Source organism: Shewanella sp. Pdp11 (assembly GCF_002838165.1).
In the GTDB taxonomy this organism is placed as follows: Bacteria; Pseudomonadota; Gammaproteobacteria; order Enterobacterales; family Shewanellaceae; genus Shewanella; species Shewanella hafniensis.
Genome location: NZ_CP015194.1, coordinates 1,277,436 through 1,303,140 on the forward strand (window position 1 = coordinate 1,277,436; position 25,705 = coordinate 1,303,140).

20 protein-coding genes are annotated in these 25,705 nt (G+C 48.0%); 13 read left to right on the forward strand and 7 right to left on the reverse strand.

Annotated features, from left to right (window positions below; all coding sequences use genetic code 11):
• Positions 1 to 80 precede the first annotated feature (80 nt).
• The 3 genes from metB (at position 81) to metF (ending at position 4,754) form a co-directional block, all read left to right on the forward strand.
• On the forward strand, positions 81 to 1,244 hold the full coding sequence (metB, locus tag AYJ58_RS05655) for a cystathionine gamma-synthase (RefSeq protein WP_106649333.1): 1,164 nt from the start codon (positions 81 to 83) through the stop codon (positions 1,242 to 1,244).
• An 11-nt stretch (positions 1,245 to 1,255) separates the two neighbouring features.
• On the forward strand, positions 1,256 to 3,649 hold the full coding sequence (locus AYJ58_RS05660; protein WP_106649334.1) for a bifunctional aspartate kinase/homoserine dehydrogenase II: 2,394 nt from the start codon (positions 1,256 to 1,258) through the stop codon (positions 3,647 to 3,649).
• 217 nt (positions 3,650 to 3,866) lie between these two features.
• Positions 3,867 to 4,754 carry a methylenetetrahydrofolate reductase gene (metF, locus tag AYJ58_RS05665; RefSeq protein ID WP_106649335.1) on the forward strand — a complete coding sequence of 296 codons (888 nt, stop codon included), beginning with the start codon at positions 3,867 to 3,869 and terminating at the stop codon, positions 4,752 to 4,754.
• A 56-nt stretch (positions 4,755 to 4,810) separates the two neighbouring features.
• Here metF and AYJ58_RS05670 read toward each other — a convergent pair whose 3' ends face one another.
• Positions 4,811 to 6,712, reverse strand: coding sequence for a methyl-accepting chemotaxis protein (locus AYJ58_RS05670; RefSeq protein WP_198555609.1), 1,902 nt, complete (start codon positions 6,710 to 6,712; stop codon positions 4,811 to 4,813).
• Positions 6,713 to 6,933: 221 nt separating this feature from the next.
• On the opposite strand from AYJ58_RS05670, the gene slyA reads away from it, so the two are divergent.
• The 7 genes from slyA (at position 6,934) to AYJ58_RS05715 (ending at position 13,716) form a co-directional block, all read left to right on the forward strand.
• The gene (gene slyA / locus AYJ58_RS05680) at positions 6,934 to 7,407 is read left to right on the forward strand and encodes a transcriptional regulator SlyA (RefSeq protein ID WP_006083211.1); all 474 of its coding nucleotides are present in this window, start codon (positions 6,934 to 6,936) and stop codon (positions 7,405 to 7,407) included.
• Positions 7,408 to 7,415: 8 nt separating this feature from the next.
• Positions 7,416 to 8,474, forward strand: coding sequence for an HlyD family secretion protein (locus AYJ58_RS05685; RefSeq protein ID WP_106649338.1), 1,059 nt, complete (start codon positions 7,416 to 7,418; stop codon positions 8,472 to 8,474).
• Positions 8,475 to 8,638: 164 nt separating this feature from the next.
• Positions 8,639 to 9,667, forward strand: a complete 1,029-nt coding sequence (locus AYJ58_RS05690; protein WP_106649339.1) for a DUF2955 domain-containing protein — start codon at positions 8,639 to 8,641, stop codon at positions 9,665 to 9,667.
• Between the two features lie 208 nt (positions 9,668 to 9,875).
• Entirely contained in the window at positions 9,876 to 10,499 is a 624-nt protein-coding gene (locus tag AYJ58_RS05695) for a c-type cytochrome (RefSeq protein WP_106649340.1), read from the forward strand.
• A 10-nt stretch (positions 10,500 to 10,509) separates the two neighbouring features.
• The gene (locus AYJ58_RS05700) at positions 10,510 to 11,577 is read left to right on the forward strand and encodes a c-type cytochrome (protein WP_106649341.1); all 1,068 of its coding nucleotides are present in this window, start codon (positions 10,510 to 10,512) and stop codon (positions 11,575 to 11,577) included.
• 443 nt (positions 11,578 to 12,020) lie between these two features.
• A complete protein-coding gene (locus AYJ58_RS05705; protein WP_106649342.1) occupies positions 12,021 to 12,971 on the forward strand; it encodes a hypothetical protein in 951 nt (316 codons plus the stop codon).
• 415 nt (positions 12,972 to 13,386) lie between these two features.
• Positions 13,387 to 13,716: a cysteine-rich CWC family protein gene (locus AYJ58_RS05715; protein WP_106649344.1), complete on the forward strand. Its 330-nt coding sequence runs from the start codon at positions 13,387 to 13,389 to the stop codon at positions 13,714 to 13,716.
• A 24-nt stretch (positions 13,717 to 13,740) separates the two neighbouring features.
• On the opposite strand, the gene AYJ58_RS05720 is transcribed toward AYJ58_RS05715, so the two are convergent.
• Positions 13,741 to 14,856, reverse strand: coding sequence for an energy transducer TonB (locus AYJ58_RS05720; RefSeq protein ID WP_106649345.1), 1,116 nt, complete (start codon positions 14,854 to 14,856; stop codon positions 13,741 to 13,743).
• Between the two features lie 159 nt (positions 14,857 to 15,015).
• Complete coding sequence (locus AYJ58_RS05725) at positions 15,016 to 15,834, reverse strand: hydratase (protein ID WP_106649346.1); 819 nt, start codon at positions 15,832 to 15,834, stop codon at positions 15,016 to 15,018.
• A 316-nt stretch (positions 15,835 to 16,150) separates the two neighbouring features.
• Between AYJ58_RS05725 and AYJ58_RS05735 the strand changes: the two genes are divergently transcribed.
• A complete protein-coding gene (locus AYJ58_RS05735; protein WP_106649348.1) occupies positions 16,151 to 17,125 on the forward strand; it encodes a DMT family transporter in 975 nt (324 codons plus the stop codon).
• Between the two features lie 31 nt (positions 17,126 to 17,156).
• The gene (locus AYJ58_RS05740; protein WP_106649349.1) at positions 17,157 to 17,771 is read left to right on the forward strand and encodes an HAD family hydrolase; all 615 of its coding nucleotides are present in this window, start codon (positions 17,157 to 17,159) and stop codon (positions 17,769 to 17,771) included.
• Here AYJ58_RS05740 and AYJ58_RS05745 read toward each other — a convergent pair.
• Positions 17,768 to 18,133: a DUF6677 family protein gene (locus AYJ58_RS05745; protein WP_011847890.1), complete on the reverse strand. Its 366-nt coding sequence runs from the start codon at positions 18,131 to 18,133 to the stop codon at positions 17,768 to 17,770. The two genes, AYJ58_RS05740 and AYJ58_RS05745, sit on opposite strands and share 4 nt — an antisense overlap.
• Before the next feature lie 216 nt (positions 18,134 to 18,349).
• Here AYJ58_RS05745 and AYJ58_RS05750 point away from each other — a divergent pair, with 216 nt between their 5' ends.
• Positions 18,350 to 18,874 (forward strand): type II secretion system protein, encoded by a 525-nt coding sequence (locus tag AYJ58_RS05750; protein ID WP_106649350.1) that lies wholly within the window; start codon positions 18,350 to 18,352, stop codon positions 18,872 to 18,874.
• A 145-nt stretch (positions 18,875 to 19,019) separates the two neighbouring features.
• Here the strand turns inward: AYJ58_RS05750 and AYJ58_RS05755 are convergent, their stop codons facing one another.
• The 3 genes from AYJ58_RS05755 to uvrA form a co-directional block, all read right to left on the reverse strand.
• The gene (locus tag AYJ58_RS05755) at positions 19,020 to 20,942 is read right to left on the reverse strand and encodes a DEAD/DEAH box helicase (RefSeq protein ID WP_106649351.1); all 1,923 of its coding nucleotides are present in this window, start codon (positions 20,940 to 20,942) and stop codon (positions 19,020 to 19,022) included.
• A 195-nt stretch (positions 20,943 to 21,137) separates the two neighbouring features.
• The gene (locus tag AYJ58_RS05760; RefSeq protein WP_106649352.1) at positions 21,138 to 22,307 is read right to left on the reverse strand and encodes a M28 family peptidase; all 1,170 of its coding nucleotides are present in this window, start codon (positions 22,305 to 22,307) and stop codon (positions 21,138 to 21,140) included.
• Positions 22,308 to 22,491: 184 nt separating this feature from the next.
• Entirely contained in the window at positions 22,492 to 25,374 is a 2,883-nt protein-coding gene (gene uvrA, locus AYJ58_RS05765; protein WP_106649353.1) for an excinuclease ABC subunit UvrA, read from the reverse strand.
• Positions 25,375 to 25,705: the final 331 nt, after the last annotated feature.

Below are 25,705 nucleotides of genomic sequence, written 5' to 3' on the forward strand. Positions count from 1 at the left end.
CTATTGACGATGGCGTTGGGCTTAGGTACATTTAGACGTCCAGACATCTCTATCAGTCTATCGAATTTAGGAGTCCACCCATGGCAGAGCGTCAATTAGCCACACTGGCAGTGCGTCAGGGTATCGAAAGCGATACTCAATATGGCGCAGTTGTGCCACCGATTTATTTGTCGACTAATTACGCCTTCGATGGTCATAAAAATCCCCGCGAATTCGATTACAGTCGTTCAGGCAACCCAACGCGCTGCATTTTAGGCGAAGCATTAGCGCAATTAGAAAAGGGCGCCACTGGCATAGTGACGTGCACTGGCATGGCGGCCATCACCTTAGTGACTACTTTGCTCGGCCCCGATGACCTATTAGTTGTGCCCCATGATTGCTATGGTGGTTCCTACCGTTTATTTACCAACTTGGCGAAGAAAGGCCAGTTTAAGCTCATTGTGGTCGACCAAACCGACAGCCAAGTGTTAGCCGCCGCCATTGCGCAGAATCCTAAGATGGTGTGGCTCGAAACCCCATCGAACCCGTTATTGCGTGTGGTAGATATCGAAACCATTGCTAAGGCGAGCCATGAGGTCGGCGCGCTGGTGGTGGTCGATAACACCTTTTTATCGCCGATATTGCAACAACCCCTATTGTTAGGCGCGGATATCGTTATCCACTCCACCACTAAATATATCAATGGTCATAGCGATGTGGTCGGCGGCGCTGTTGTCGCCAAAGATGCGCAAATCGGCGAAAGCTTACATTGGTGGTCGAACACTCTAGGCTTAACGGGCTCAGCCTTCGACAGTTATCTGACCCTGCGCGGCCTGCGTACCTTAGCGGTGCGTATTCGCGAGCATCAAGCCAATGCCCAGCGTATTATTGAGGTATTAACCCAAAGCCCTGTGGTGAGTAAAGTCTATTACCCCGGTCTTGCGGATCACCCTGGTCACGCCATTGCGGCCAAGCAACAACAGGGCTTTGGCGCTATGCTGAGTTTTGAGCTCAAAGGCGGTGAGGCCGAAGTGGTGGCCTTTTTAGGTGCACTCAGCTTATTTAGCGTGGCGGAAAGTTTAGGTGGCGTCGAAAGTTTAGTGGCCGTGCCCGCCACTATGACCCACAGAGCCATGGAGCCGCAGGCGCGCTTCGAGGCTGGTATTAAGGACACCCTATTGCGTCTATCGGTGGGTATTGAAGATGCCGCCGATTTAGTTGCAGATATTCAAGCAGGATTAGCCGCCGTTGCGGCTTGTCAGTAGAGGAATAATAGATGGCACGTTGTCACTTACATAAATTTGGTGGCTCCAGTTTAGCGGATGCCGATTGTTATCGCCGAGTTGCCCATATCCTGTTAACCCACGGTCATAGTGATGATCTCGTGGTGGTCTCTGCGGCGGGTAAAAGCACGAATTTCCTGTATAAATTATTAGCGCTGCGTGATGCGGGTCAGCTATGGCAAGAAGAATTACAAGTGCTGATCAGTTACCAACAGGGGTTGATTGAGCAGTTGTTGTCGAATGAACAAGCCCGAGATCTGCGTGAGCGTTTGGCCACTGATAAAGCGCAACTCATCAGCCTGTTGTCCTTAGACGAGCGCAACGAATACCAAATCAACCATGTGGTGAGCTTTGGCGAACGTTGGTCGGCACGTTTAATGGCGGCGCTACTGCGCGAATCTGGCGTGGCGGCAAGCCATGTGGATGCCTGTTCAATTTTAGTGGCCGATGAAGCCGCTGTGCCACAAATTCGGGTACAGGAATCCCGCGCTAAAGTACAAGCCCTATTAGCTGCGCATCCCAATGAACGCTTAGTGATCACCGGCTTTATCTGCGCTAACGAGCGTGGCGATACCTTGTTACTTGGTCGTAATGGTTCAGATTTTAGCGCCAGCCTGATTGCTAGTCTCGCCGATATCGAGCGCGTGACCATTTGGACCGATGTGGAAGGGGTGTTCAACGCCGATCCTAATAAAATCAACGATGCCAAGTTACTGAAAAGCATGTCACTTGCCGAAGCCGATCGCCTAGCGCGTTTAGGCTCGCCAGTATTGCATTCGCGCACTCTGCAGCCTTTGTTTAATACCGAAGTGAGTTTAGCGGTACGCTCAAGTTATGCATCCCACACCGACTTTACCTTAATCGCGCCCCACAGTTCGTCGGCGAGCGCACCTGTGGTGACTAACCTTAATGCTGTTGTGCTGTTCGGCTTTAAACTCACGGGTGAATTAACTCGTTTATTAGATCTATTGTTCGCCGCGGGTTTAACGCCATTGGCCCATTGGACCTCTGCCCATCAAAGGGTTGAACTTGCCTATACCGCTGAGAATCAAAAACAAGTTCAAAGATTACTCGATGCCGAGGCAGAAGCATTAGGGATTAGTGATCAACAGATCAACACAGATTTTGGTTTAGTCGCATTAGTGAGTGCCGACGCCGAACATTATCGTCGTAGCTTCGCCCGTTTACTGAGCCGTGATGCTAAACCTTTGTTCAGTGGCGATTTAAGTTTAGTGACGTTAGTGCCCCAGTCACAGGTGAATCTGTTAACCCAAAAAGTTCACCGTCGCTGCGCTGGCCCACGTAAACGCATTGGTGTCCTGTTGCTCGGTGTGGGTAATATCGGTGAGGCATGGATCGATCTGTTTAAGTCGGTTTCACCCTCACTAGACCATGAACTCGAAGCCAGTGTTGAGTTAGTCGGTTTAGTCAGTTCGAGTAAAGCCTTGATTAAATCCACTGGTATTAATCTTGCCGCGTGGCAAACAGAGTTTAATACTGAAGCAACGCCTTGGCAGTATGAACATTTATTCGAGCAATTAGAGCAAGTTAACTGCGATGAGCTGGTGGCCTTAGATATCAGTGCTAGCGCCAGTTTGACGCTGCAATATCCAGAATTGTTCGAGCGTGGCATCCATGTGGTGAGCGCGAATAAACTTGCGGGCTCGGGTCCACTGCCTTTCTATCGAGAGTTAAAGCAGCAACTGGGTAATCGTCGTTTGTTTTGGCGCTATAACGCCAGCTGTGGCGCTGGTTTACCTATCCAACATGCGCTAAATGATCTGCGTAACAGCGGTGATAGCGTTGAAGCCGTGGGCGGGATTTTCTCCGGCACCTTGTGTTGGTTGTTTGAGAAATACGATACTAGTAAGCCATTTTCAGAATTAGTGATTGAAGCCAGAGGCTTAGGTATTACTGAACCCGATCCCCGCGACGATCTCTCCGGCCGTGATATGCAGCGTAAACTGCTTATTTTGGCCCGTGAAATTGGCCTTGAAATCGAGCTTGAAGATATTGAACTGCGTTCACTCGTGCCAGCCGCTTTGGCGGATATTCCCTTAGATCAATTTCTCACCCGCATTGCCGAGTTAGATGCCGATCTGCTGCAACAGTATGGTGCGGCGGCGGAGCAAAATAAGGTGCTCAGATACGTAGCATCCTTAGACAACAGCGGCCCAGAGCTCAAGGCCGAGGTGGGTTTGCAGTGGATTGATACCCATCACCCTTACGCCAACTTAACCCCTGGTGATAATGTGTTTGTGATCCGCAGTGTCTTCTACCAAGGTAATCCGCTGATCATCCGTGGACCGGGCGCTGGACGCGAAGTGACAGCGGCGGCGGTGCAGTCGGATCTGACCCAGATCTGTCGCGATCTGCTGCAGGAATAACGCGGTATCAAGCCTCTTAAAGGACTCCTTCGAGTCCTTTTTTATTGGCTAGAATAAATCTATCGAATTAACCGAGATTAAATGCGGTTTATGGGTATTTTTGGGCTTGACTTACATCTCAGTTTCTCTAGTATATGGACATATAGACGTCCAAACGTCCATTTGAACTAATTCATACTAGCAAAGAGTAGCGCCAAGGGCGGTTGAGGAAATACACATGGCTTTTCATCACGCACAACATTCACAATCGCTGAACCAGAGTTTGTCTGAGCTTAATGGCGATATTAATGTTTCTTTTGAGTTTTTTCCGCCATCGACCCCCGAAATGGAACAGATCCTGTGGAACTCTATCCGTCGTTTAGAGCCGCTGAATCCTAAGTTTGTGTCTGTGACCTATGGCGCTAACTCAGGTGTGCGCGACCGTACCCACGGCGTGATTGAGCGTATTCAACAGGAAACCGACCTTGTTGCCGCGCCGCACTTAACCTTAGTGGATGCCAGTGATGAAGAGCTGTTAGAACTGGCTAAGCATTACTGGAAGTCGGGCATTCGTGACATAGTGGCGCTGAGGGGTGATTTACCTGCAGGCAGCCCTAGGCCAACCCGTTTTGCGGCGGATTTAGTGCGTTTACTGCGCTCTGTGGCTGACTTTGATATTTCCGTTGCGGCCTATCCAGAAGTGCATCCCGATGCGAGTAATGCACAGGCGGATTTGATCAACCTTAAGCGTAAGATTGATGCGGGCGCTAGCCGTGCCATTACCCAGTTTTTCTTCGATGTGGAATCTTACCTGCGTTTTCGTGACCGCTGCGTTGCCGCCGGTATCGACGTTGAAATCGTTCCGGGCATCTTGCCTGTGACTAACTTTACTCAGTTAAAACGTTTTGCGGGCATGACCAATGTGTCGCTACCTAACTGGCTGCATAAGCAATTCGATGGTTTAGAAAACGATGCCGGTACACGCCAATTAGTGGGTGCAAACGTAGCGATTGATATGGTTAAGGTGTTGTCACGTGAAGGCGTGAAGGATTTCCACTTTTACACCCTAAACCGCGCCGAATTGACCTACGCGATTTGCCATACGTTAGGCGTGCGTCCTAAGTAAAACTTTATAAAATAAGCTAATAAAAACGCCGCAGAGAATGCGGCGTTTTGTTTTGTTTAAATTCTAAATTGAGCTAATAAAGTTGTTAAACGGACTGCGAGTTGGGCAAGCTCATCGCCAGCGCGTGCAGTTTGTACCGCACTATCTGTCGCATTAGTTGCAATGTCATTGATGTTATTAACATTCTTATTAATCTCTGCTGAAACCGCACACTGCTCATTTGCCGCGCTGGCGATTTGGATATTCATCTGGCTAATGGTGGAAACCGCATGGGTAATGGCTTCGAGTGCCTCACCTGCTTGGTGAACTTGGGATACACAGCTTTGGGTGGTGCGGGTGCTGGTTTCCATCGCATTGACTGTGGACTTAGCTTTATGCTGAAGCGCTTCGATCATCTGCTGAATTTCTGTCGTAGATGCTTGAGTGCGGCTCGCCAGAGTGCGTACTTCATCGGCAACGACTGCAAATCCTCGACCTTGTTCTCCCGCCCTTGCGGCTTCAATTGCCGCATTGAGTGCGAGTAAATTAGTTTGGTCGGCAATGTTACGGATAACCACAAGCACAGAATCGATTTCAGCGGTATTACGCTCTAATTCATTGATTGCACTTGCTGCTGTGGCTATTTCCTCGGCTAATATTGCGATAGTGGTTACCACTTTTTGTACAACTAATTTGCCTTGTTCGGTTGAGTCATTGGCATGATTGGCGGCATCGGCCGCATCGGTTGCGTTATGGGCAACTTCTTGTACCGTTGCGGCCATTTCATTCATTGCGGTGGCAACTTGATCTGTTTCGAGGTGTTGACGACTCGCCATCTTCTGGGTTTCCCGCGTAATGCTCGACATTTCTTCAGCAGAGGTTGCGAGTAAACTCGTGGCATCAGACACTTGAGTTACTGTGTGGTGGATTTTCTCCACAAAACGGTTAAATGCCTGCGCTAACTCGGCGATTTCATCTTTACTCGTTATGGTAATTCGACGGGTTAAATCGCCTTCGCCTTCGGCGATGTCATTCATGGCTTGGGTTGTTTCTGCTATTGGGCGGGTAATGCCCTTAGCAATAAACCAAGCAATGGCAGTGCCGATTAACATTGCAGCGAAACCGATGAGGATCAACTTGAGGCGAATATCCGCCATGACTTGCTCTGAATGGCTTCTGTCCATCGCAATATCCAGTACCCCAAAGACTTGTCCCGAGTAATCTTTTATGGCGTGGCGATACAAAGCGAAGGTTTTGCCCTCTAAGCTAATAGTGCGAATCACTTCATTGCCTTGCATCACGCTATTGAGTTCACTTATGGCCTGAATATCGGGCGTGAACGTGGCGCCAAATGCTTTAAAATCCGCACCATTAGGCAATAATAGTGCGATTTCAGCTTGATAAGCATCTTTGAAACTGTCGAAGAAAGGTTGTCCAAAGGACATACCAAATTCCACGGATCCTGTGTGTTGGCCTTGATAACCCATGGGCACTAAACCGCGAATGCCTAAACCTTCAACACCATATTCCAACCCGTTTAATGGCTGTTTTGTGGTGTTGGTTTCCACAATGGTTTTACGAATGGTAGTGAGATCATCACCGAATTTTTCGGGGCGATGTAATCGTAAAAAAGAGGTTGCCGGCGGCGTATGAAACTGAAATTGTTGTACGGCGAAATCTTGCTTAAGCTTGGCAAACAGCGGCAGAGTTCGGTCTTTGAGTGCAGGGCGATCCCGTTCGGCGAAGTTACTTTGGATCTCTGGCGTCAGTGAAACTATCGTTGCCATGGCCTGTGCGAGTTTACCGGATGAGGCTATGTTGGCTACCGCAGTTTCGTACAGTTTATGCAGTTCTCTTTGCTCAGATTCTTTCACCTGATTGCTGAATTCCGACAGGACTAGCAGCATGATAAAGCTCATCATGGCCAACAGTAATAGACATATCCCAACCACAATCCTCGTACTAATTTTTAAATTCACCAAAGCCAACCTCCCAGTTCACTTCATCAGTCTGATTTATCTTTTTAATATTATAGAGATACGGCTGATTATATTTGAGATAGCGCCAGCCTTTTGGATTATTTGTTTCCCTATGCGACATTTTTGCGCCATAGGACACAGAAAATTTTTTATATGAGCACATTTACTTAGCCTGCTAACTAAGTATAATGCTTAGCACGCTAACTAAGTGGGTGAGCAAGATGCAAAAAGAATTAGAGCGATTGAAAGAGTTATCACTGGCGGAGCATTTAGGCCGTCTGCATCGATTGTGGCGTACCGTGGCCGATGTCGAGCTGGCGCCTTTGGGATTGACTCATCCCCGTTGGACGGCATTGTGGAAATTACTGCGTTTAGGCGACAGCGTGAGCCAGAAAGTGTTGGCCGATGCCTTAGAAATTGAATTGGCTTCGCTAATGCGCACCTTAGGGCAATTAGAAGAGCAAGGTCTAGTCGAGCGTCATTGCTGTGACAAAGATAAGCGCGCACGGATTGTGACATTAACGCCTGCGGGATTGGATGTATTAAAGCAAATGGAAGCGCGGATTATTCAAGTCCGCCGTGAGTTATTAGCTGGGATCAGTGCCAGTGAACTCAGCGAATTTGAACGCATTATTAGCCTGATTAGTGACAACGCCAGTGCCAAATTGGCCAAGGCAACAGCAACTATTTTGTGAGAAAGAAGATGACACCGGATCAACAGTTTGCCCGTTTAGTAAAATTTGCCATGTTCGCCTTTGTAATGGTTTTCGGCTATTTCATGCTGGCCGACACTATGATGCCATTGACGCCGCAAGCCATGGCGACCCGTGTAGTGACTAAAGTGACACCGCAGATCAGCGGTAAAATTCAGACCATAGCCGTGACTAATAACCAAGCGGTTGCCAAGGGCGATTTGCTGTTTCAAGTCGATCCCGCGCCATATGAGTTAGCAGTATCGCAAGCTAAATTGGCCTTAGAACAAGCTCGCCAAGACAATGCTGAGTTAGATGCCTCGCTGCTGGCCGCTAAGGCCGAGGTTAATGCCAACAAAACCACCTCGCAACAGAAACGTAGCGAAGCTAAACGTCTCGATGCCCTGTATGCCACCCATGGTGTATCGCAGCAGCAAAGGGATCAGGCCGATAGTGATGCCGCCGCCGCGGAAGCCAATTTGCTCGCCGCCAATGCGCGCTTAGAAAAACTTAAGGTGAGCCGTGGCAGTTATGGCGAAGAGAATCTTAAGGTGCGTCAGGCGCAAAACCATCTTGCCCAAGCCGAGCTTAATTTGTCGTATACCCAAATCCATGCCGATCAGGACGGGATAGTAACTAACCTGCAGTTAGAAGTCGGGAGTTTTGCGACCGTTGGACAACCATTGTTAGCGTTGGTATCGGATAAGATTGATATTATTGCCGATTTTCGCGAGAAGAGCCTGCGTGGTGTCAATACTTCTTCGACCGCTTTGATTGCGTTCGATGGCGAACCTGGCCGTTTATATCGGGCGACGGTGAGCAGTGTCGATGCGGGCGTGAGTGCGGGGCAATTCGATGCCAATGGCCGTTTAGCGGCGCCGCAGGAGTCTGACCGTTGGGTACGTGATGCCCAAAGACTCAGATTGCACTTAATTTTGGATGGCAATGGGATGAAAGATCTGCCAGCAGGGGCGCGCGCCACAGTGCAATTGCTGCCAGAGAACGGCCTATTTGGTTTGCTTGCTAAGGTGCAGATTAAAGCAATCAGCCTGCTGCACTATATTTACTAGCCTATCTACTCGCACTAATTGCTGTTGACGGGTGAGTGACTCGCGGTCGGTGTGTGTTTGCCGTGAGTCGCTTGAGTTAACGCTTCAAAGCTACATAAGTGTGAGCGCAGCATAAGCCAGCTAAATATCCCTATTTTACGTATCGATAGAACAAGGCGACGAGCATGTTACTACGCCATAGCCCATTGACGGCCAACGATTTACGCCAGTGTTTACGGATTGCGACTGGCGCGACCATAGGTTTTACCCTGTGTAAAATGTTTGGTTGGAGCAATGGAGTCTTCTTCACTGTGACGCCTATGCTGCTACTCGGACTCGTGCCCGTGATGAATGGCCATGCTATGCGCCAGTTATTGGCCTCTTCTGCCATGGCGGGGTTAGAGGTTGGACTGCTTGGTGGTCTGTTTGGCAGTCATCCCGGCCTGATGACGCCCATCGTGTTTTTACTATTTTTATATCGCTTTGCGGCCATGTCCCGCGGCAGTTTGTTCCTCTTTGGCGCCAACGGAGTGCTGAGTCTCAGCATCATGCTGCACTTTGCTAGCTATCCCGGCGTTGATTTAAACGACTTAGTTTTCAGTAACTTTTGGGCGACGGCACTTTCAGTTGTTATCGCCTACGCTATGACGGCACTCTGGCCCGATGTCGAACCTAGGGCGGCTTACAAGCCGGGACCTAAGGCGCCACATAGAATGCGCCACGAAGCGTTACTCGGCGCGACCATAGCGACAGCATCGTTTCTGGTATTCCAAATATTCGATCTACGGGATTCGATGTCGGCTCAGGCGACCACCTTGTTGCTGCTGTTTCCTATGCATTGGAATGGTGCACTCGATTATGCCCGTAAGCGCGCCATAGGGACTCTACTGGGCGTGTCGTTTGGAATCGTCGTGCAATTGGTACTCTATGATTGGTCAGGACTATTGATATTAATTGCCCCTTTGTTGTGGATTGGCTTGATGATCTTTAGCCAAGCCCATGTGCGAGAGGCAAGTGGCTCTGGCGTGGGTTTTGGCGCTATGACAACCTTAGGTATTCTGTTTGGACAGTATCTGACCCCAGGCAACGATTTAATTTTTAGCGCCTTGTATCGAGTGAGCAGCATTCTCACCGCCATTGTCGGCACACTACTCCTGTGCTATTTGATACATAAGTTATTGAATCGTTTTGAGTCGACACGATTTGGTTATTAATTCTGGCTACTCGGGTTTGAAGGCTTGCAGCATACCCTTTCAAAGAGTAAGGTAAATTTATCCCATTTGGATTGAACGATAAATGAGCTTTAATGAACGTTAAAGCTCATTTATTGACTGTTTTAAAAATGGGCTCAGTGTGTGAGCAACAACATAAATAACAATAACCTCCTATGCTTTAGAGCTTAACTCTCTTCAAGGATAGAACATGAAGATTAGAACATTCGTCATAGGTTTAACGCTATGTAGCGGCTATGCCGCTGCCGCCGAGCCTTCTGACAAACAATCGATGAACGTAATCCCACAAGCTGCACAGTTATGTGTGTCTTGCCATGGGGTAGAAGGTCAGGGCGTTGAACCGCTCGGCCCTCGATTAGCGGGATTATCTAAACAATATATCTCGACCCAGTTACAACATTTCCAAGCGGGTGTGCGCCAAAATGCGACCATGATGCCGATGGCAATGACGCTCCAAGGTGACGGTATTGAGCAAGTGTCGAACTATTTTTCAGCAAAGCCTGCCAATGAGGTCAAGCCTGTTATCCGCGGTGAACAAGTTGTTTTTAATGACGATACCGCCCGTTTAGCCTATCAAGGTGATTGGTCCCGTGGTTTACCAGCCTGCGTGACCTGCCATGGTCCTTCCGTATTAGGTGGCGGCTTATTTCCCCGTTTGGCAGGTCAGCAAGCGAGTTACATTAAAACTCAGCTACTGGCATGGCAGTCGGGAACGCGTAAAGGTGATGTCGATGGCATGATGGCGAACGTGGCTAACAAGCTTACCGCTGCTGAGGTTGATGCCTTAGCCAACTACTTTGCGAATTTAAAATAAGGAGCCGGCCATGAAATATTCCGCAATGTTATTACTGGCCGCGATGGGGTCGTTAACCGTGCAGGCGCACGCTGAAACTGAGCCAGTACAAGAACGGCCAGATAAGCAAGCTCCGCTGCCTTCTTTCCCTAAGATACCGGATCAAACCTATCTCGTCCCTAGACCTTTGAGTGCGATTCCCGAAGGCGCCTTTGGTGATAAAGTGCGTTTGGGTTATCAGCTATTTGTGAATACCCAACAGCTGCGTGATAAGTATGTGGGTAATGAGCTTAACTGCACCAACTGCCATATGGATGCAGGCCGTAAAGCCAATGCTTCACCCCTCTGGGGCGCGTATTTTGCTTATCCGGCGTATCGCAAAAAAGACAATAAAGTCAGTAGCTTTGAAGAACGCATCCAAGGCTGCTTTAATTATTCGATGAATGGTAAAGCTCCTGCATCGGGTAGCTCTGAGTTAGTGGCGCTTTCTGCCTACGCCTATTGGTTAGGCATGGGTGGTTTGATGGATGAAGCTAATATCAGTGGCCCTGTCCCTGAGCTGAGCGATGCCGAGTTAGTTAAAGGTGCCAAACGGGAAGACTTCCCGCTACCAGAGGCATTAGCTAAGGCGATGACAGTTGAGCAGCGTGCCAACTTGCCGGGTCGTGGTTATCCTGAGATCCCAAAACCCGAACAAGCCTATTCACCTGAACGGGGTAAAGAGGTCTATGTCGCCCATTGCCAAACTTGTCATGGTGTTGATGGCCAAGGTCAAGCGATTGCCGGCGTGTATGCGCTGCCACCGCTGTGGGGATCTCAAAGTTACAACTGGGGGGCGGGAATGCACAGGGTCAATACTGCCGCATTTTTCATTTATGAAAATATGCCCTTTGGCAAGAGTATGCAGTTAACTAACCAACAGGCTTGGGATGTTGCCGCTTACATTAACTCCCACGAGCGTCCACAGGACCCACGTAGCAAGGGTGATGTGAAGCAAGCGCAGGAAAAATTCCATAATGACAGCGATTACTATGGTGTCGAGGTCGATGGCAAAGTGTTAGGCACTGAGGCCTATCCGATTTTTCCTAAGAAGTCATAGTTGAGCGGCTTTGATTCAGGGCTCGCTTGATGAAATGATGAAATAAAGCGAGTTAATAAATAAAGCAGAAAAGCCAGTAAGCCTATAGCCTGCTGGCTTTTTTATTGGTCAATTGTACTGATTGCTCTTAGTGGTTTAGCCCGCTAGTATCGGCTTTCATGGCGTTAGCTCGTCGACTCGCAGCCAGTCATCCTTGGATGCTCGACCGCCCCGTCTATGGGGCGGACGGTCGTCTCGCTAATCACCATGACTCACCTTTCGAGCATTAGTGTTAACTGTCGCTTTAAAGTACACAGAGAATTTAGCAATGGGTGGCTCAGTAAACTATCCTATTGATAGAAAATATCAACTGATTTGGAAAGTATTGAACTCTAATTTTTGGTGGATAACTATCTTTTCAGTTATCGTATGTAGCACGTCAAATTTATTAAAAAGAGTTGACCTTGAATCCATTTAACCTACCAAAAGAAAGTTTTAACGCTAGACGAGATATACTGCTCTCTAGTTTGGAAGGTGTTATTACAGAGACTTCTAACTATATCTATAATTACTATCCAAATCTCGAAAAGCTTGAGCAAGCTGAGTCATTTTGTACGCATGAGTTAATGGAAGCTCCTACGGCAAGAGCCGATCACTTAGAAAAAGTAAGCATTTTCCCGTGGGTTGAAGCGGTACATGAGTTGGATAGTTGTTTGACGGTGATCTTTCAGGGCAACTACAAAAATGCTTTTGATTCTTTAAGGAGAGCTTTAGAACTCGTAGTCGCGGGCAGTTTTTTTGTCTTGGATAGTACTGAGTCAGAAAAGGCAAAAAAGTGGATGCATTCGGTTTCAGATAACGGTACACCAAATTTTAAGCGTGCGTTAAGTGCACTAAAAAAGGCAACTCGGCAGTATGACCAAGATAATGACGAGTTATGGACAGACGTTTTATTAGAGCATTATTGGGATATCTGTAATGTCATTCATGTAAACGGCTTGAAAAATAGCTTCAACATCATATCTCCAAGGTTTCGCCATATAAATGGAATGGGCGTCCCGCAATTTGATAAAAAAGCATGTAGCCAGAGTCTTTCTTACTACCTGAAAACAGTTGAATTAATAGCCCTTACGGTTGCATTAAGCAATCCTGTACTTTTAGTAGGTTTTGACATGGAGCGTAAATTTGGCATTAATCCACCAATGTCGGGGTTTTATAGTCCAGTCCAAGCTGAAAATTTAGCCTGCTTGATACCAGATAATTTTCAGAAGCTTATAGCTAGAATAAAAGAAACAGATACAAATATCAGTTCCATACAGCATTGGTATGACTCTCTGCCTGATATCACTGAAGAAGAATTAAACGCTCAATTTGAAAGACAGGATGAATTATTTAAAGAATTTACAAAGTCATAAAATTAAGAACTTTATTGAAACATCCATAGTTAAATTTAGCGACAGGTATACTCGGGAATTAACGAGATTAAGTACTTGCATGGAAGTGACCGTTGGCGGCAAGGATGCCGCCGTCGAGCCCTCAGGGATGAGTTTATGGCGTGTCACTGGAATACAAGTACTTAATCTTTTAGCAAATCAGAAAGGATACTTTAGTGTATCTGACCGATAGTGGCATAGAGAATATCACTATAATGCCTAGGACATTATTAACACTTTTTTTTAAATCATAAGCAGGCGTGTCACTGGGAAAACAATGGCAATTAATGCTGCATAACTCAGCAGCTTTGCTTTGGTGGGAAACAACTCAGCCTGAGTTGCAAAAATCTATTATGATCTCCGCGCTATAATAACTTATCTTGCTATAAGGATTACCGTGTCTCAGCCATTGGAAGAACCTAAGTTAGAAACTGCACAAATTTGCCCTTTGTGCCAAGGCGCGAATCAATGTGCTGTGATTTTAGGTAAGGGCATTGATGACTGTTGGTGTGCGCAGCAGGTGTTTCCGCCTTTGGCGGTGTTGCAAGCGCAAGCATCAGATTCGCCGCTAGGGGTCATCAACCATATTTTACCGTCTGCCGATGCGTGTATTTGCCAAATCTGTCTTAGCCAACTCAAGCAGAGTTTAAGTCAGGGGCTGATTGCAACACAGGATGAAAAAAGCCCATCGAGTGTGAGCGACGGGCTAGGTTATGAGGTGAAATAATCTGTTATAGGTTACTGAAAAATATTAAGATTTATCAACATAGTAATCTATACGCACTGTGGTTTGAGCTGACACTGGTTTGCCATTGTCAAACTTAGGGGCATAACGCCATTCTTCGATCATTTTTAGTGTGGATTTCTCAAATAGCACACCGCCTTTGGATTCGAGCACTTCAGGGTTTTTCACAAATCCCATCTCATCAACAGTGAAGTTAAGGGTTACATAGCCGCTTTTACGTTGTAGGAGGTAGGACTTGGGGTATTTTGGTACCGTACGAAACAGCGGTTGTTGCTCCTGAGTGTCGGCCCAGGGGCTCATCTTGCCGATAGCAATACAGTGAGCGGTGGATTCGTCACGTTTTCCTTGACGCTCATAGAGTTCGACTAAATAAGCGTGGGCACTTAATGCATAGGGATGGCTAAAGTTAAGGGCTTCAAACTGCTTAACGACTTCTAAAAGCAATGGAATCGCCTTGTCATCATGCTTTTCTGCATACTCAACGGCACCCACTACATAGGTAGCTTTGACTCTGTCTAGGGCATTTTCGGGCAGGATCTCTTTGTAAGTTTCATAGGCCTCGAAGGCATACTCCCTTACCTGAGTCGTATACAATCCTGTGTTGGTGAAGCGATCAAAGGTTGCCATCTTTACATCAGCCAACAGCTTTTTATTTGTTGTTTTTTCTGCAATTTTCAGCGAGCTATTTAAAAGTTCCTTAGCCAAAACCAGCTTAGGAGCCGTTTCTGCTGCGCCGAGTAGCGGGTCGATAAGCTCGGCAGCATGCTCGCCGTAATGCTTTTTATAATTGCTTAATGCGAGTTGATATAACTCATAGGCCTTAGCCGTTTTCGCCGCATTATCACCGTCAAAGAGATTAGGCATGGCCATAGTTTTGAGCGCACCAGCCCAGTTCATTGCCAGATTGGCCAGATCGACACTGTCCTTCGCATATTGAGCTTCGCCCAATTCAAAGGCCCTTTTGGCACTGGCTTCTACTTGGGTGTCATTCCCTTGTTTGAGTGCGGCTTGGTAGTCACTGTAGGCTTGGGAAAAGGTGTTTTCCGAGGCGTTTAAGGCAAGTGAGGTGCTTAAGGTTAAGGCCAGTAGACTTGCTAAGGGTAATATTTTTCCATATAACATCTTGTATATCCTTATATTTTATTCTCTTGGATAATACAAATGTTTCACCCTTGATACAAGCTTGTTTTCAGGCTGTTGGTCACTTTGGAGATTTTAGAAGGCAAGCTTTTGCCAACCTTCTCACCTTGCAGATGGGCTTGGCACTGTGTATTTCATGACTCATTTAGCGACAAACTGCAAACCAAACTGGCCTAGCTCGCCGTAGTGGAATTGGCAGTGCTGATTGAGCGGTAGATCTAACACTCCTGCGTAAGAGCCTGTGATCACATATTGCCCTTGAGTTAAGCTAATGCCTTGGGCGGATAAAAAGTTAACTAACCAGTAGAGTCCCGCCTTAGGGAAACCGTTGGGATGAATGGCGGATTTTTGCAGTGTGTCGCTTTGCTGGTGCTCGTCATTGGCAATATCAACGCTGAGTTCAAAACAGCTCATTTCTAAACCTTCTTGCGGATTAAGCACTGGCCCTAACCACAGTCCTTGATTGACTAAGCCATCGGCGAGGGCATCAAAATGCGTCGCTTCACTGGGTGTGTGGTAGCGGCTTTTGATCAATTCCAAGGCTAAGCGAGTGTGGCCTAAGGCCGCGTCGATTTCAGCCTCTGTGTAAGGTGTGGCTCTTGGTGGTAAATCGCGAGCAATCTCGAAGGCGAGTTCCGGTTCGACTCGGGCCAGATCTTTAGTCGATGGATAGAGTGGGCAAGTGGCCGATTGTTGATACACATCAGCTTGATAAATAGGCGCTACGACGGTTTTTTCCGCCGAGGGTAATAGGCATTTCCACGCTGCGATAGGATTATTGTTAGCCTTATAGATGGCAGCCACGGTTTGCTGAATGGCGAAGGCCTGTTCGAAGCTAGTTGGCCTCAGCTCTTGGAGCAGTAAATCGCCGCTGGTGCCTGCGGCGCGGTGCTCGGCTAATTCTTTGGCTGCGGCATGAATATGCGTTTTAACTTGTTCGATCGTGGCGGTAGATAACATTAACTTTCCTATTTAAAGCGTTCGCTTAAAAAGAAGTGGCCTAGAGAGTGTGTGAAGAAGCCATTTAATCGGCCAAATATACTCGGTTATTGCCATCGCGGGAAATGCCAATGTTGGCTTTCCTAGTAAATCAGCTGCCGCTGGGTCAAGAGTGCGGCCAATATTCCAATTATTGTAAGATGCTGAAACTTGCTCCACATCAGTGTCAGCTAAAGTATCCAATCTAACGCGAATGTTTCCATGATGTGCCGCTAGATATTGCGCTGACTCAGTGCCAGAATGACGCTCCATTTTGCGGTCTCTACTGGATATCTCCGTGAACCTTAGCCATAACGCCCCTTCGGCAAATAATCATGCTCAACTCGGGCTGCTCTTCATCTCAGTTGCGATTGTATTTTGGGGTATGTTACCCATAGCCTTGAAGCTTTCGGGGGCTTTTATTGATCCTGTCACTTTGACTTGGTTTCGTTTTTTGGTTGCGCTTGTGGTCAGCATACTAATCCAATGGAGCGCGGGCAGCCTTAAGCAATTTGCGGCGCTCGATGCTAAAGTCTGGTTAAGATTAGTGCTTGCGGGCATCTTCTTGATGCTCAATTATGTGTCTTTTGTTTACTCACTCGATTATCTCGCGCCGGGTGCTGCCCAGCTGAATTTCCAGACTTCGCCCTTTTTCCTTGCCTTCGGTAGCGTGCTGTTTTTTAAGGAACGGCTGAATGCGGTGCAACTCAGCTGTTTTGCGACACTGGCCTTAGGCATGTTGATGTTTTTCCATCCGTATTTGGATTTATCTGGCGCCAATAATCATCAGGTTTGGATTGGGGTGATGATCATTCAGTTCTCTGCGTTGTCGTGGACTAGCTATGCCTTGTTGCAAAAATCCTTATTGAATCGTTTATCGCCCGCGAACGTGCTTTTAGTGATCTATGGCTTAGGTATTTTCGTAATGGCTCCCTTTAGCGACTTTAGTCAGTTTGCCAGTATGGACAGCTTCGAGTGGCAGATTGCGCTGTTTTGCGCCGCCAATACCTTGATCGCCTATGGCTGTTTTGGGCAGTCGATGAAGTACTGGCCGACGGCACAGGTGAGTGCCATGTTGGCCCTAACGCCAGTATTTAGCTTTAGTGCCACTGCTTTGGTAGTGAGCATTGGCTGGTGGCCAGAAGTCTTCCATGCAGATGAATTAGATGGATTATCTCTGCTGGGGATTGGCGTCATTATTGTGTCTGTGATGGTGGTACAATTACTGCCACTGTATCGCAATCGTCAGGCGAAGCGTTTGCAGATTGTCTAAGGCGTACATTTTCACCTAATGGGAAAGGCCAGTGATCACCAGACTTAGCGATTTAAAACTTAAGGATATCCGTGGGGTCATCTTCGATCTCGACGGCACCTTAGCGCATTCTAATCCGGATTTTTCTGGGTTACGGCGCGAGTTGGGGATTCATTCTGGTACGGATATCTTGGCCCATGTTGATAGTCTGAGCGCGGGTGAAGCGCAGGCTCAGGCGCTGGAAATCGTCCATGAGTACGAAAGACAAAGCTCACTCAATGCCAGTTGGATCGATGGCGCGCGCGAGCTTATCGAATGCCTACGGGCTAAGTCGCTGCCCTTGGCTATTTTGACCCGCAATATGCCAGAAGCGGCGCAAATCACTATCGATAAGCTCGGCATAGATATCGAATTGGTGTTAACGCGCTACGACGCGCAGCCTAAGCCGCATCCCGAAGGCATTCACCTTATTTGCCAGCAGTGGCAACTCGCGCCCGCAGATATCCTGTATGTGGGCGATTATTTGTTTGATCTGCAAACCGCGCGTAATGCGGGTAGCCGCTGCGCATTATATTGCCCTGAAATTATTCCCGATTATGCCCACGACGCCGACATGCTAGTGGCTTGCTACCATAGCTTTATCGAAGCGTGGACAGTGGGTGACTAGGCATTGTTTGGGGCTGCATCTTGCTTATCTTGCTTCAGTCCCAAGCGTACACTATCCAATAAGGCAATCAGCCAGCAGAGGATAAAGCCATACATCAGCTTGTCTGCACCATCACGAATGGTTGCCGTGGTTTGTTTCGTCACTTCGGCTGCAATCACGCCCATATCCAGCGGCAAAACACCAGTTTGAATATCCAGCGAGATAAGCTGCGCCACTTGCATGACTTGTTGCAGCAATAGGCCGAGACTCAGTATTGCCAGCACAAAAAACACTAGGGCACTGCGTTTATGTTGCAGATAAAAATGGCCGCTGCCAGGGGCGACGAAGGCGGATAATAGTCCAGCGGTTAGGGCTTTTTTCATGGGGAAACTCTCAAAGGGAACGCTTAGCGTTTGGGTGACATTGTTAAGCGAATAAGCATGAGAGTCAATCTTGAGCCATGGCTGCTTATTAAGGAGCCTGTTTTGTTTAAATTGCGTCTTTGCGCTGCCTATTCGTCGTTTATCTATTAACATCAGTCTACACTGAGCGTATTCTTCCGCTGCTTGCATGGCAGCTTCTGGAGGAAAAGGAATAAAATGCAGATATCATTAAATAAACGTGTTCAAGGGTTTACCTTAATTGAATTGGTCGTCGTGATCATTATTTTAGGTATTTTGGCTGTTATCGCCGCCCCTAAATTTATGAACTTGCAAAGAGATGCCAAAGTGAATGCCGTCAAAGGGTACTTGGGGCAGATGCAAGATATGACCAAGATGCTGCATATGAAAGCGCAAATCGTTAACACCACTGGCGACGATGTTACTATCGCGACCCAATACGGTGATTATCAATTCTATGCAGGCTTTCCTGAAACTAAGAGTGAATCAACGTCACCTAATTTGTATTTCTTAGAGACTTTTATGGATTTAGGCGTGCCTAAACAACAGACTAAAAATAATACCAGAAGGCAGGCTGATTACGGTGATATACAAGCATTTGAAGATAATGACTATTCGCGATTAGGTTATGGAACGGGAGATTTAACTGCTGGCCAGTGCTATGCCGAATATCACCATACCTCAACTGGACATTCGTTTTTATTCGAGACCGATGGATGCTAGTTTTAGCTGTTAGCAAATTCGTTTTCTGAGGCCTGTATTCATGTTGTGAATGGTCGTAGGCTCACTTTGTTAGAGACAGATTACTGATTTCAAGCCAACAAAAAAGGAGCCTAGGCTCCTTTTTTAGTCTCTAGCTTAAGCTAGATTAGTCTTCACGTGGTTTACGTGGCTTACGCTCACCGGCAGGTTTGTCTGCACGAGGTTTGCGGTCAGCAAATGGCTTATCACCAGTCGACGCAGCGCGAGGCTTACGATCACCCGCTGGGCGGTCACCCGTTGGACGATCGCCACGTGGTTTACGGTCACCAGCAGGGCGGTCTGAACGCGCGCTACGGCCTGAATCAACAAATACTTGATCGCCAGCTTTGCGGATGTTCAATGGCTTGCCACAAACACGTACTTTACGTAGGTGCTGTAACACGTCTTTTGGCATGCCGTCTGGTAGGTCAACAGTGGTCACTGCATCATAAAGTTGGATTGCGCCAATGTAACGGCTGTCGATGTTAGCTTCGTTCGCGATAGCGCCAACGATGTTACCCACACCTACACCATTCTCACGACCTACGTCGATCACGTAACGGCACATTTTCAAATCTGGGTTGTCTTTCAACGCTTCAGCTGAGCCTAAGCTGGCTGGCATTGGACGCGGTTCGCGGCTTCTGCGTTCGCCACGCTCACCACCACGGTCATTACGATCACTGCCGCGGTCGCTACGTTCAGTGCGCTCACTGCGTTCATCACGAACACGTTCTTGAATCACAGGTAATTGCAGTGGACGTTCTTGCTGAACTTGCTGTAATAATGCTGCAGCTAGCAGATCGCTATCGACTTCTAACTGTTGGCATAATTGCGCAACAGCTTCTTTCATGAAATCTAAATCGCCACTGATTGTTTCAGCCAATTGCTCACCTAAACGAGATAGACGACGTTCTGCAACAGTCTCTGGGCTTGGGATTTTCATTGGAGAAATTCGGCTGTTAGTTGAACGCTCGATCGTGCGCAGCATGCGCATTTCACGGCTTGTCACAAACAGGATCGCCATACCAGTACGGCCAGCACGGCCTGTACGGCCAATACGGTGTACATAAGCTTCGGCATCATACGGAATATCGTAGTTCACAACGTGACCGATACGCTCAACGTCAAGACCACGGGCCGCAACGTCAGTCGCGATCAGTATGTCTAACTTGCCACGTTTCAGTTGGTCAACTGCACGCTCACGGGCTTGCTGGTTCATGTCACCATGTAGTGGTGATGAAGCATAACCGCGGGCTTCTAACTTCTCGGCTAACTCAACACATGAGTTACGAGTACGCACGAATATGATTACACCTTCAGTGTTTTCAACTTCTAATACGCGTACTAAAGCTTCGAGTTTGTTGTGCTGTGATACTTGCACGAAACGCTGCTCAATTGACTCAACCGTTGTTTGGCTTGATTCAATACGAACATGCACTGGGCTGCGTAAGTGTTGGTTTGCAACACGCTTAATTTGCTCTGGCATAGTGGCAGAGAATAACGCCAGTTGGCGCTCGCTTGGCGTGTGCTCAAGGATCCATTCGATATCATCGATGAAGCCCATTTTTAACATTTCATCGGCTTCATCGAGCACGAGTGCTTTTAATGAGTCGAGTTTCAAAGTACCGCGACGCATGTGGTCCATAACACGACCAGGCGTACCCACGATAACTTGTGGACCACGTTTCAGTGCATTCAACTGTTGTTGCATGCTTTGACCGCCGTAAATTGGCAGTACGTGGAAATTTTTCATAAATTTGGCATAGCTGCTGAACGCTTCAGCAACCTGAACCGCTAACTCACGTGTTGGCGCTAATACTAAAATTTGCGGCGTGGTTTGGCTGGTCACTTTGTTTAGTAGTGGTAAAGCGAAGGCGCCAGTTTTACCTGTACCTGTTTGCGCTTGACCTAAAATATCTTTGCCAGCCATAAGTGGGTCGATACTGGCTGACTGGATTGGCGTTGGTTTTTCATAACCTAGCTCGTCAAGAGCACGCAACAAATTCTCGGATAAGCCGAGTTCACGGAAAGTTCTTTCATCGGATGACATTGGGTTGTAGCCTTGTGGATGCGCGCGCGAAATGGCGCTAATAGTTTCACAGACAGAAAATCAACCCCGTGTCGATTTCCCGCGAACGACGGATTATAGCAGCATGGACGCCACTTTACCAATCAGAGTCACGCTATTTAACCTGTTTTCTGCATTTTTTTCGCTAAAACTGAGCAAGAAACGCGCCACTTCCCATTAATTCTTTAAATATTCGGCATTTAATTGAAGTAACTCAAATGCTGACTCAGTCACGGCCGCCAGAAAAGTGATGTCAATTGTCGCGACGGTATCTTCAGGGGTGTGATATTGGGGATGGGTCGGCACGCCAAAATACAACCAAGGGATATTGGCTTTGTGGAAGGAATAGTGATCCGATGCCCGCAGCCAATCGGTACTTTGTATGCTACGGCCAACGGGTTTGGGGTGGGAGAGCTTAATGCACAGTCGGTTCTGTTGATTCAGTAGAGGTTTAAATTGATTGAACTGAGTGAAGTTTCGACTGCCTTCAAGGTAAATCGCATAGGGCCTGCCGGGGTGACTCACCATATCTAAATTCAACATCAGCTCAAAAGTCGCCTCTGGCAGACGGGTTTTGAGTTGTTCGACCAAGGCTATGCTGCCATAGAGCCCAGGTTCCTCGGCATCGGTTGCGACAAACATCAGATTCACCTTAGGCAAGGTATTGGGTTGTAGGGCAAATTGCTGCTGCCAATGTTTAGCAATCGCCAGCATAGCGGCGACGCCGGAGGCGTTATCATCGGCGCCGTGGTAAATCTTGCTGCCGCTCATGCCTAAATGATCGTAGTGGGCGACGATAATACGCCATCGATTCGTCGGCTCTGTCGCCATGGCGGTGGCGACCACGTTGGCGCCGGTTTCTTGGGTGAAGAAGGTTTGATATTCAAAGGGCACGATAAAGTCTGCTCCCCAAGGCTGTAAACCTAGCTCCTGAAATTGCTGCTTTATATAGTCACGACTTTTTTCTGCGCCTGGAGTTTGGGTTTTGCGGCCTTCAAATTCATCTGAGCTTAATCTTGTGACAATCGCTTGTAACTCTAAGGGGTCGGCCCAAGTGAGCTTAAGCTCAGTACGCGCACAGGTTTCGGGTGAACTGGCGCAGCCAGTGAGAGTCGTTGCAACAAAGCAGGCCAGTGCTAATAAGCCAAGTCTTTGGAATTGATCTCTTATAAAGTGCATGAACGTGAACTTGGCGAGCAGCTGACCGATGCGACTGTGGTTGAATTGAGTCGATGGGCTTAGGTTTATGTCACTGAGGTTTATTTCGCTTAGTTTTTTATTTAAAAGTGATTGATGTTGCCTCGGTAACATAAGGTGGGTCACTGGGGACTGAGTGCTATCACGCATGGACATTCCTTATCGCTGAAGCCTTCGCCAGAAGATGAATATCATCTTTGCCTAAATCCGATTCTAATTCAATGAGATCTCTATGTATGCGATAGCTTAAGCATATTGGATTGCTGAGCTAAAAAAAAAAGCGCAGTGCTTATGCGACTGCGCTTCTATTCTACTCAGACCAAGGGCTCGAAACTCAAGCCTTGGCTTGATTGGCCTTTGCCATTTCAATATCCCGTTCCAGCAGTGGCTTTAAGAAGCGTGCCGTATGGGAGGTTGGATGCTCGGCGACGTCTTCCGGCGTGCCTGTGGCTAAAATCATCCCGCCGCCACCGCCGCCTTCTGGGCCTAAGTCGATAATCCAGTCCGCGGTTTTGATCACGTCCAGATTATGCTCAATCACCACAATCGTGTTGCCGTGGGATTTAAGACGATGCAACACGTCGAGCAGCAATTGAATATCGGCAAAATGTAAGCCCGTGGTCGGTTCATCCAAGATATACAAGGTCTTACCCGTATCACGCTTAGACAGCTCTTTAGCAAGTTTCACCCTTTGGGCTTCACCGCCCGAAAGGGTGGTCGCGCTTTGGCCGAGGCGTACATAGGATAAACCCACATCCATCAAGGTTTGCAGCTTACGGGCAATGGCAGGTACGGCATCGAAGAAAGTGCGCGCATCTTCCACTGTCATCTGCAGTACTTCGTGAATATTCTTGCCTTTATAGCGTACTTCTAAGGTTTCGCGGTTATAGCGCTTACCTTTACAGGAATCGCAGGGTACATACACATCGGGGAGGAAGTGCATTTCGACCTTGATCAAGCCGTCGCCTTGGCAAGCCTCGCAGCGACCACCTTTAACGTTAAAGGAGAAGCGGCCGACCTGATAACCGCGCGTGCGTGACTCTTGGGTTCCGGCAAAAATCTCGCGAATTGGGGTGAAGATGCCAGTATAAGTGGCAGGATTCGAGCGCGGCGTGCGGCCAATCGGGCTTTGGTCGATATCGACCACTTTGTCGCACTGCTCCATGCCTTCAATACGGTCATAGGGTGATGGCTCATCCACTGTCGCCCCGTTGAGCATTCTATGGGCGATCTTGAAGAAGGTATCGTTGATTAAGGTTGATTTACCCGAACCCGACACGCCCGTCACACAAGTGAATAAACCAATGGGAATGGTTAAATCCACATTGCGCAGGTTGTTGCCGCGTGCGCCAAATAACTCAATCACTTGAGTTTTGTCGAACGGAATACGCGGCGTATCAATATGAATGCTGCGCTTACCGGAAATATATTGGCCAGTGACTGACTCTTCACAGGCGATGATTTTCTCAATCGGGCCGTCGCAAATCACTTCGCCGCCGTGTACGCCAGCGCCAGGGCCAATATCGATCACGTGATCCGCCATGCGGATCGCATCTTCATCGTGCTCAACCACAATCACAGTGTTGCCCAAATCCCGCAGGTGGATCAGGGTTTGTAGCAGACGTTCGTTATCCCTTTGATGCAGGCCGATTGAAGGTTCGTCGAGCACATACATCACGCCGACGAGTCCGGCCCCGATTTGGCTGGCGAGTCGAATCCGTTGGGCTTCACCGCCGGAGAGGGTTTCTGCCGAGCGCGATAGGCTCAAATAATTGAGGCCCACGTTGACGAGGAAACCTAAGCGATCGCGGATTTCTTTTAAAATCTTCTCGGCGATCTGCGCCTTTTGGCCACTAAATTCGACCTTCTCAAAGTAGTCTAAGGCTTCGCCAATCGACCAAGTGGTAAGTTGCGGCAGATTGATATCGCCTAAAAATACGTTACGGGCCTCTTCGCGCAGACGTGAACCACCACAGCTTTGGCAGGCTTGGGTGTTGATAAACTTGGCTAATTCGTCACGTACCGAGTTGCTTTCGGTTTCACGATAGCGTCTGTCCATGTTGTTGAGAATGCCTTCGAAGGGGTGATTACGCACCACCACATCACCGCGATCATTGATGTACTTAAAGGCAATGCTATCTTTGCCTGATCCGTACAGGACGATTTTGCGGACTTTTTCGCTGAGCTGCTCATAGGGCACTTCGACATCGAACTTATAGTGTTCGGCGAGTGAGCTAAGCATTTGGAAATAATAGAAGTTGCGTCTATCCCAGCCGCGAATCGCACCGCCCGCCAGTGACAGCTCAGTGTTGCTGATCACGCGCTCAGGATCGAAAAATTGTTGTACCCCTAAACCATCACAGGTTTGGCACGCGCCGGCTGGATTGTTAAAGGAGAAGATCCTTGGCTCTAATTCCGCCATCGAATAACCGCAGTGCGGGCAGGCAAAGTTGGCCGAGAAGATCAGCTCTTCACCTTTTGCTTTACCAGTACCTGTGTCGTCATCCATGGTGGCGACGGTCGCGATGCCGCCGGAGAGTTCCAGTGCGGTTTCAAAGGATTCAGCTAAGCGTTGCTTAATATCGTCACGCACTTTAAAACGGTCGACGACCACTTCAATCGTGTGTTTAACGTGTAAATCTAAGGTCGGTGGATCGGTTAAATCACACACTTCACCGTCGATACGCGCACGGATATAACCCTGCGCCGATAGACCTTCGAGCAATTTAACGTGTTCACCCTTACGGGCCTTGACCACAGGCGCAAGCAGCATTAAGCGGCTGTCTTGGGGCATTTCCAATACTTTATCGACCATTTGGCTGACGGTTTGCGCCGCCAAAGGTTGATTGTGTGTCGGACAACGCGGCTCACCCACGCGGGCAAACATCAAGCGCAGGTAATCGTAAATTTCGGTAATTGTGCCCACGGTTGAACGTGGGTTATGGGAAGTGGATTTTTGCTCTATGGATATCGCAGGGCTTAAGCCTTCAATATGGTCCACATCGGGCTTTTCCATCAAACTCAAAAATTGGCGAGCATAGGCTGACAAGGACTCGACGTAACGTCGTTGGCCCTCGGCATATAAAGTATCGAAAGCAAGGGAGGATTTGCCAGATCCCGATAAGCCCGTGATGACAATCAGTTTATCCCTTGGGATAGTCAGGTTGATATTCTTGAGATTGTGGGTGCGTGCGCCGCGTATTTCAATCTTATCCATCTATCGCTCTAATGCCATATGCTTAAAAAAATGAGCACAAGTATCGCACAGTTCCGCGGCTGAGTTTAGTTGATTCTGTGATCTGCACCAATCCTAGGGCTGGCACTGGCTTTTAATCACCTTGCAGATAGCGGCAGTGATGTACCGAGTGGATTAACTAAGATTAATCCACTTGTTGCGTACTGACTCACAGGACAAATGTGAACACTATGTTAGACTCGTTTCCTGTGCCTGAGCGTTAAATAGGGCAGAAAAATAAACATGTTAATCCGAGCGCGGCCAATATAGGTCTGTGATAATCGGGATAAAAGTTAACGGTACAGGCAGTGGT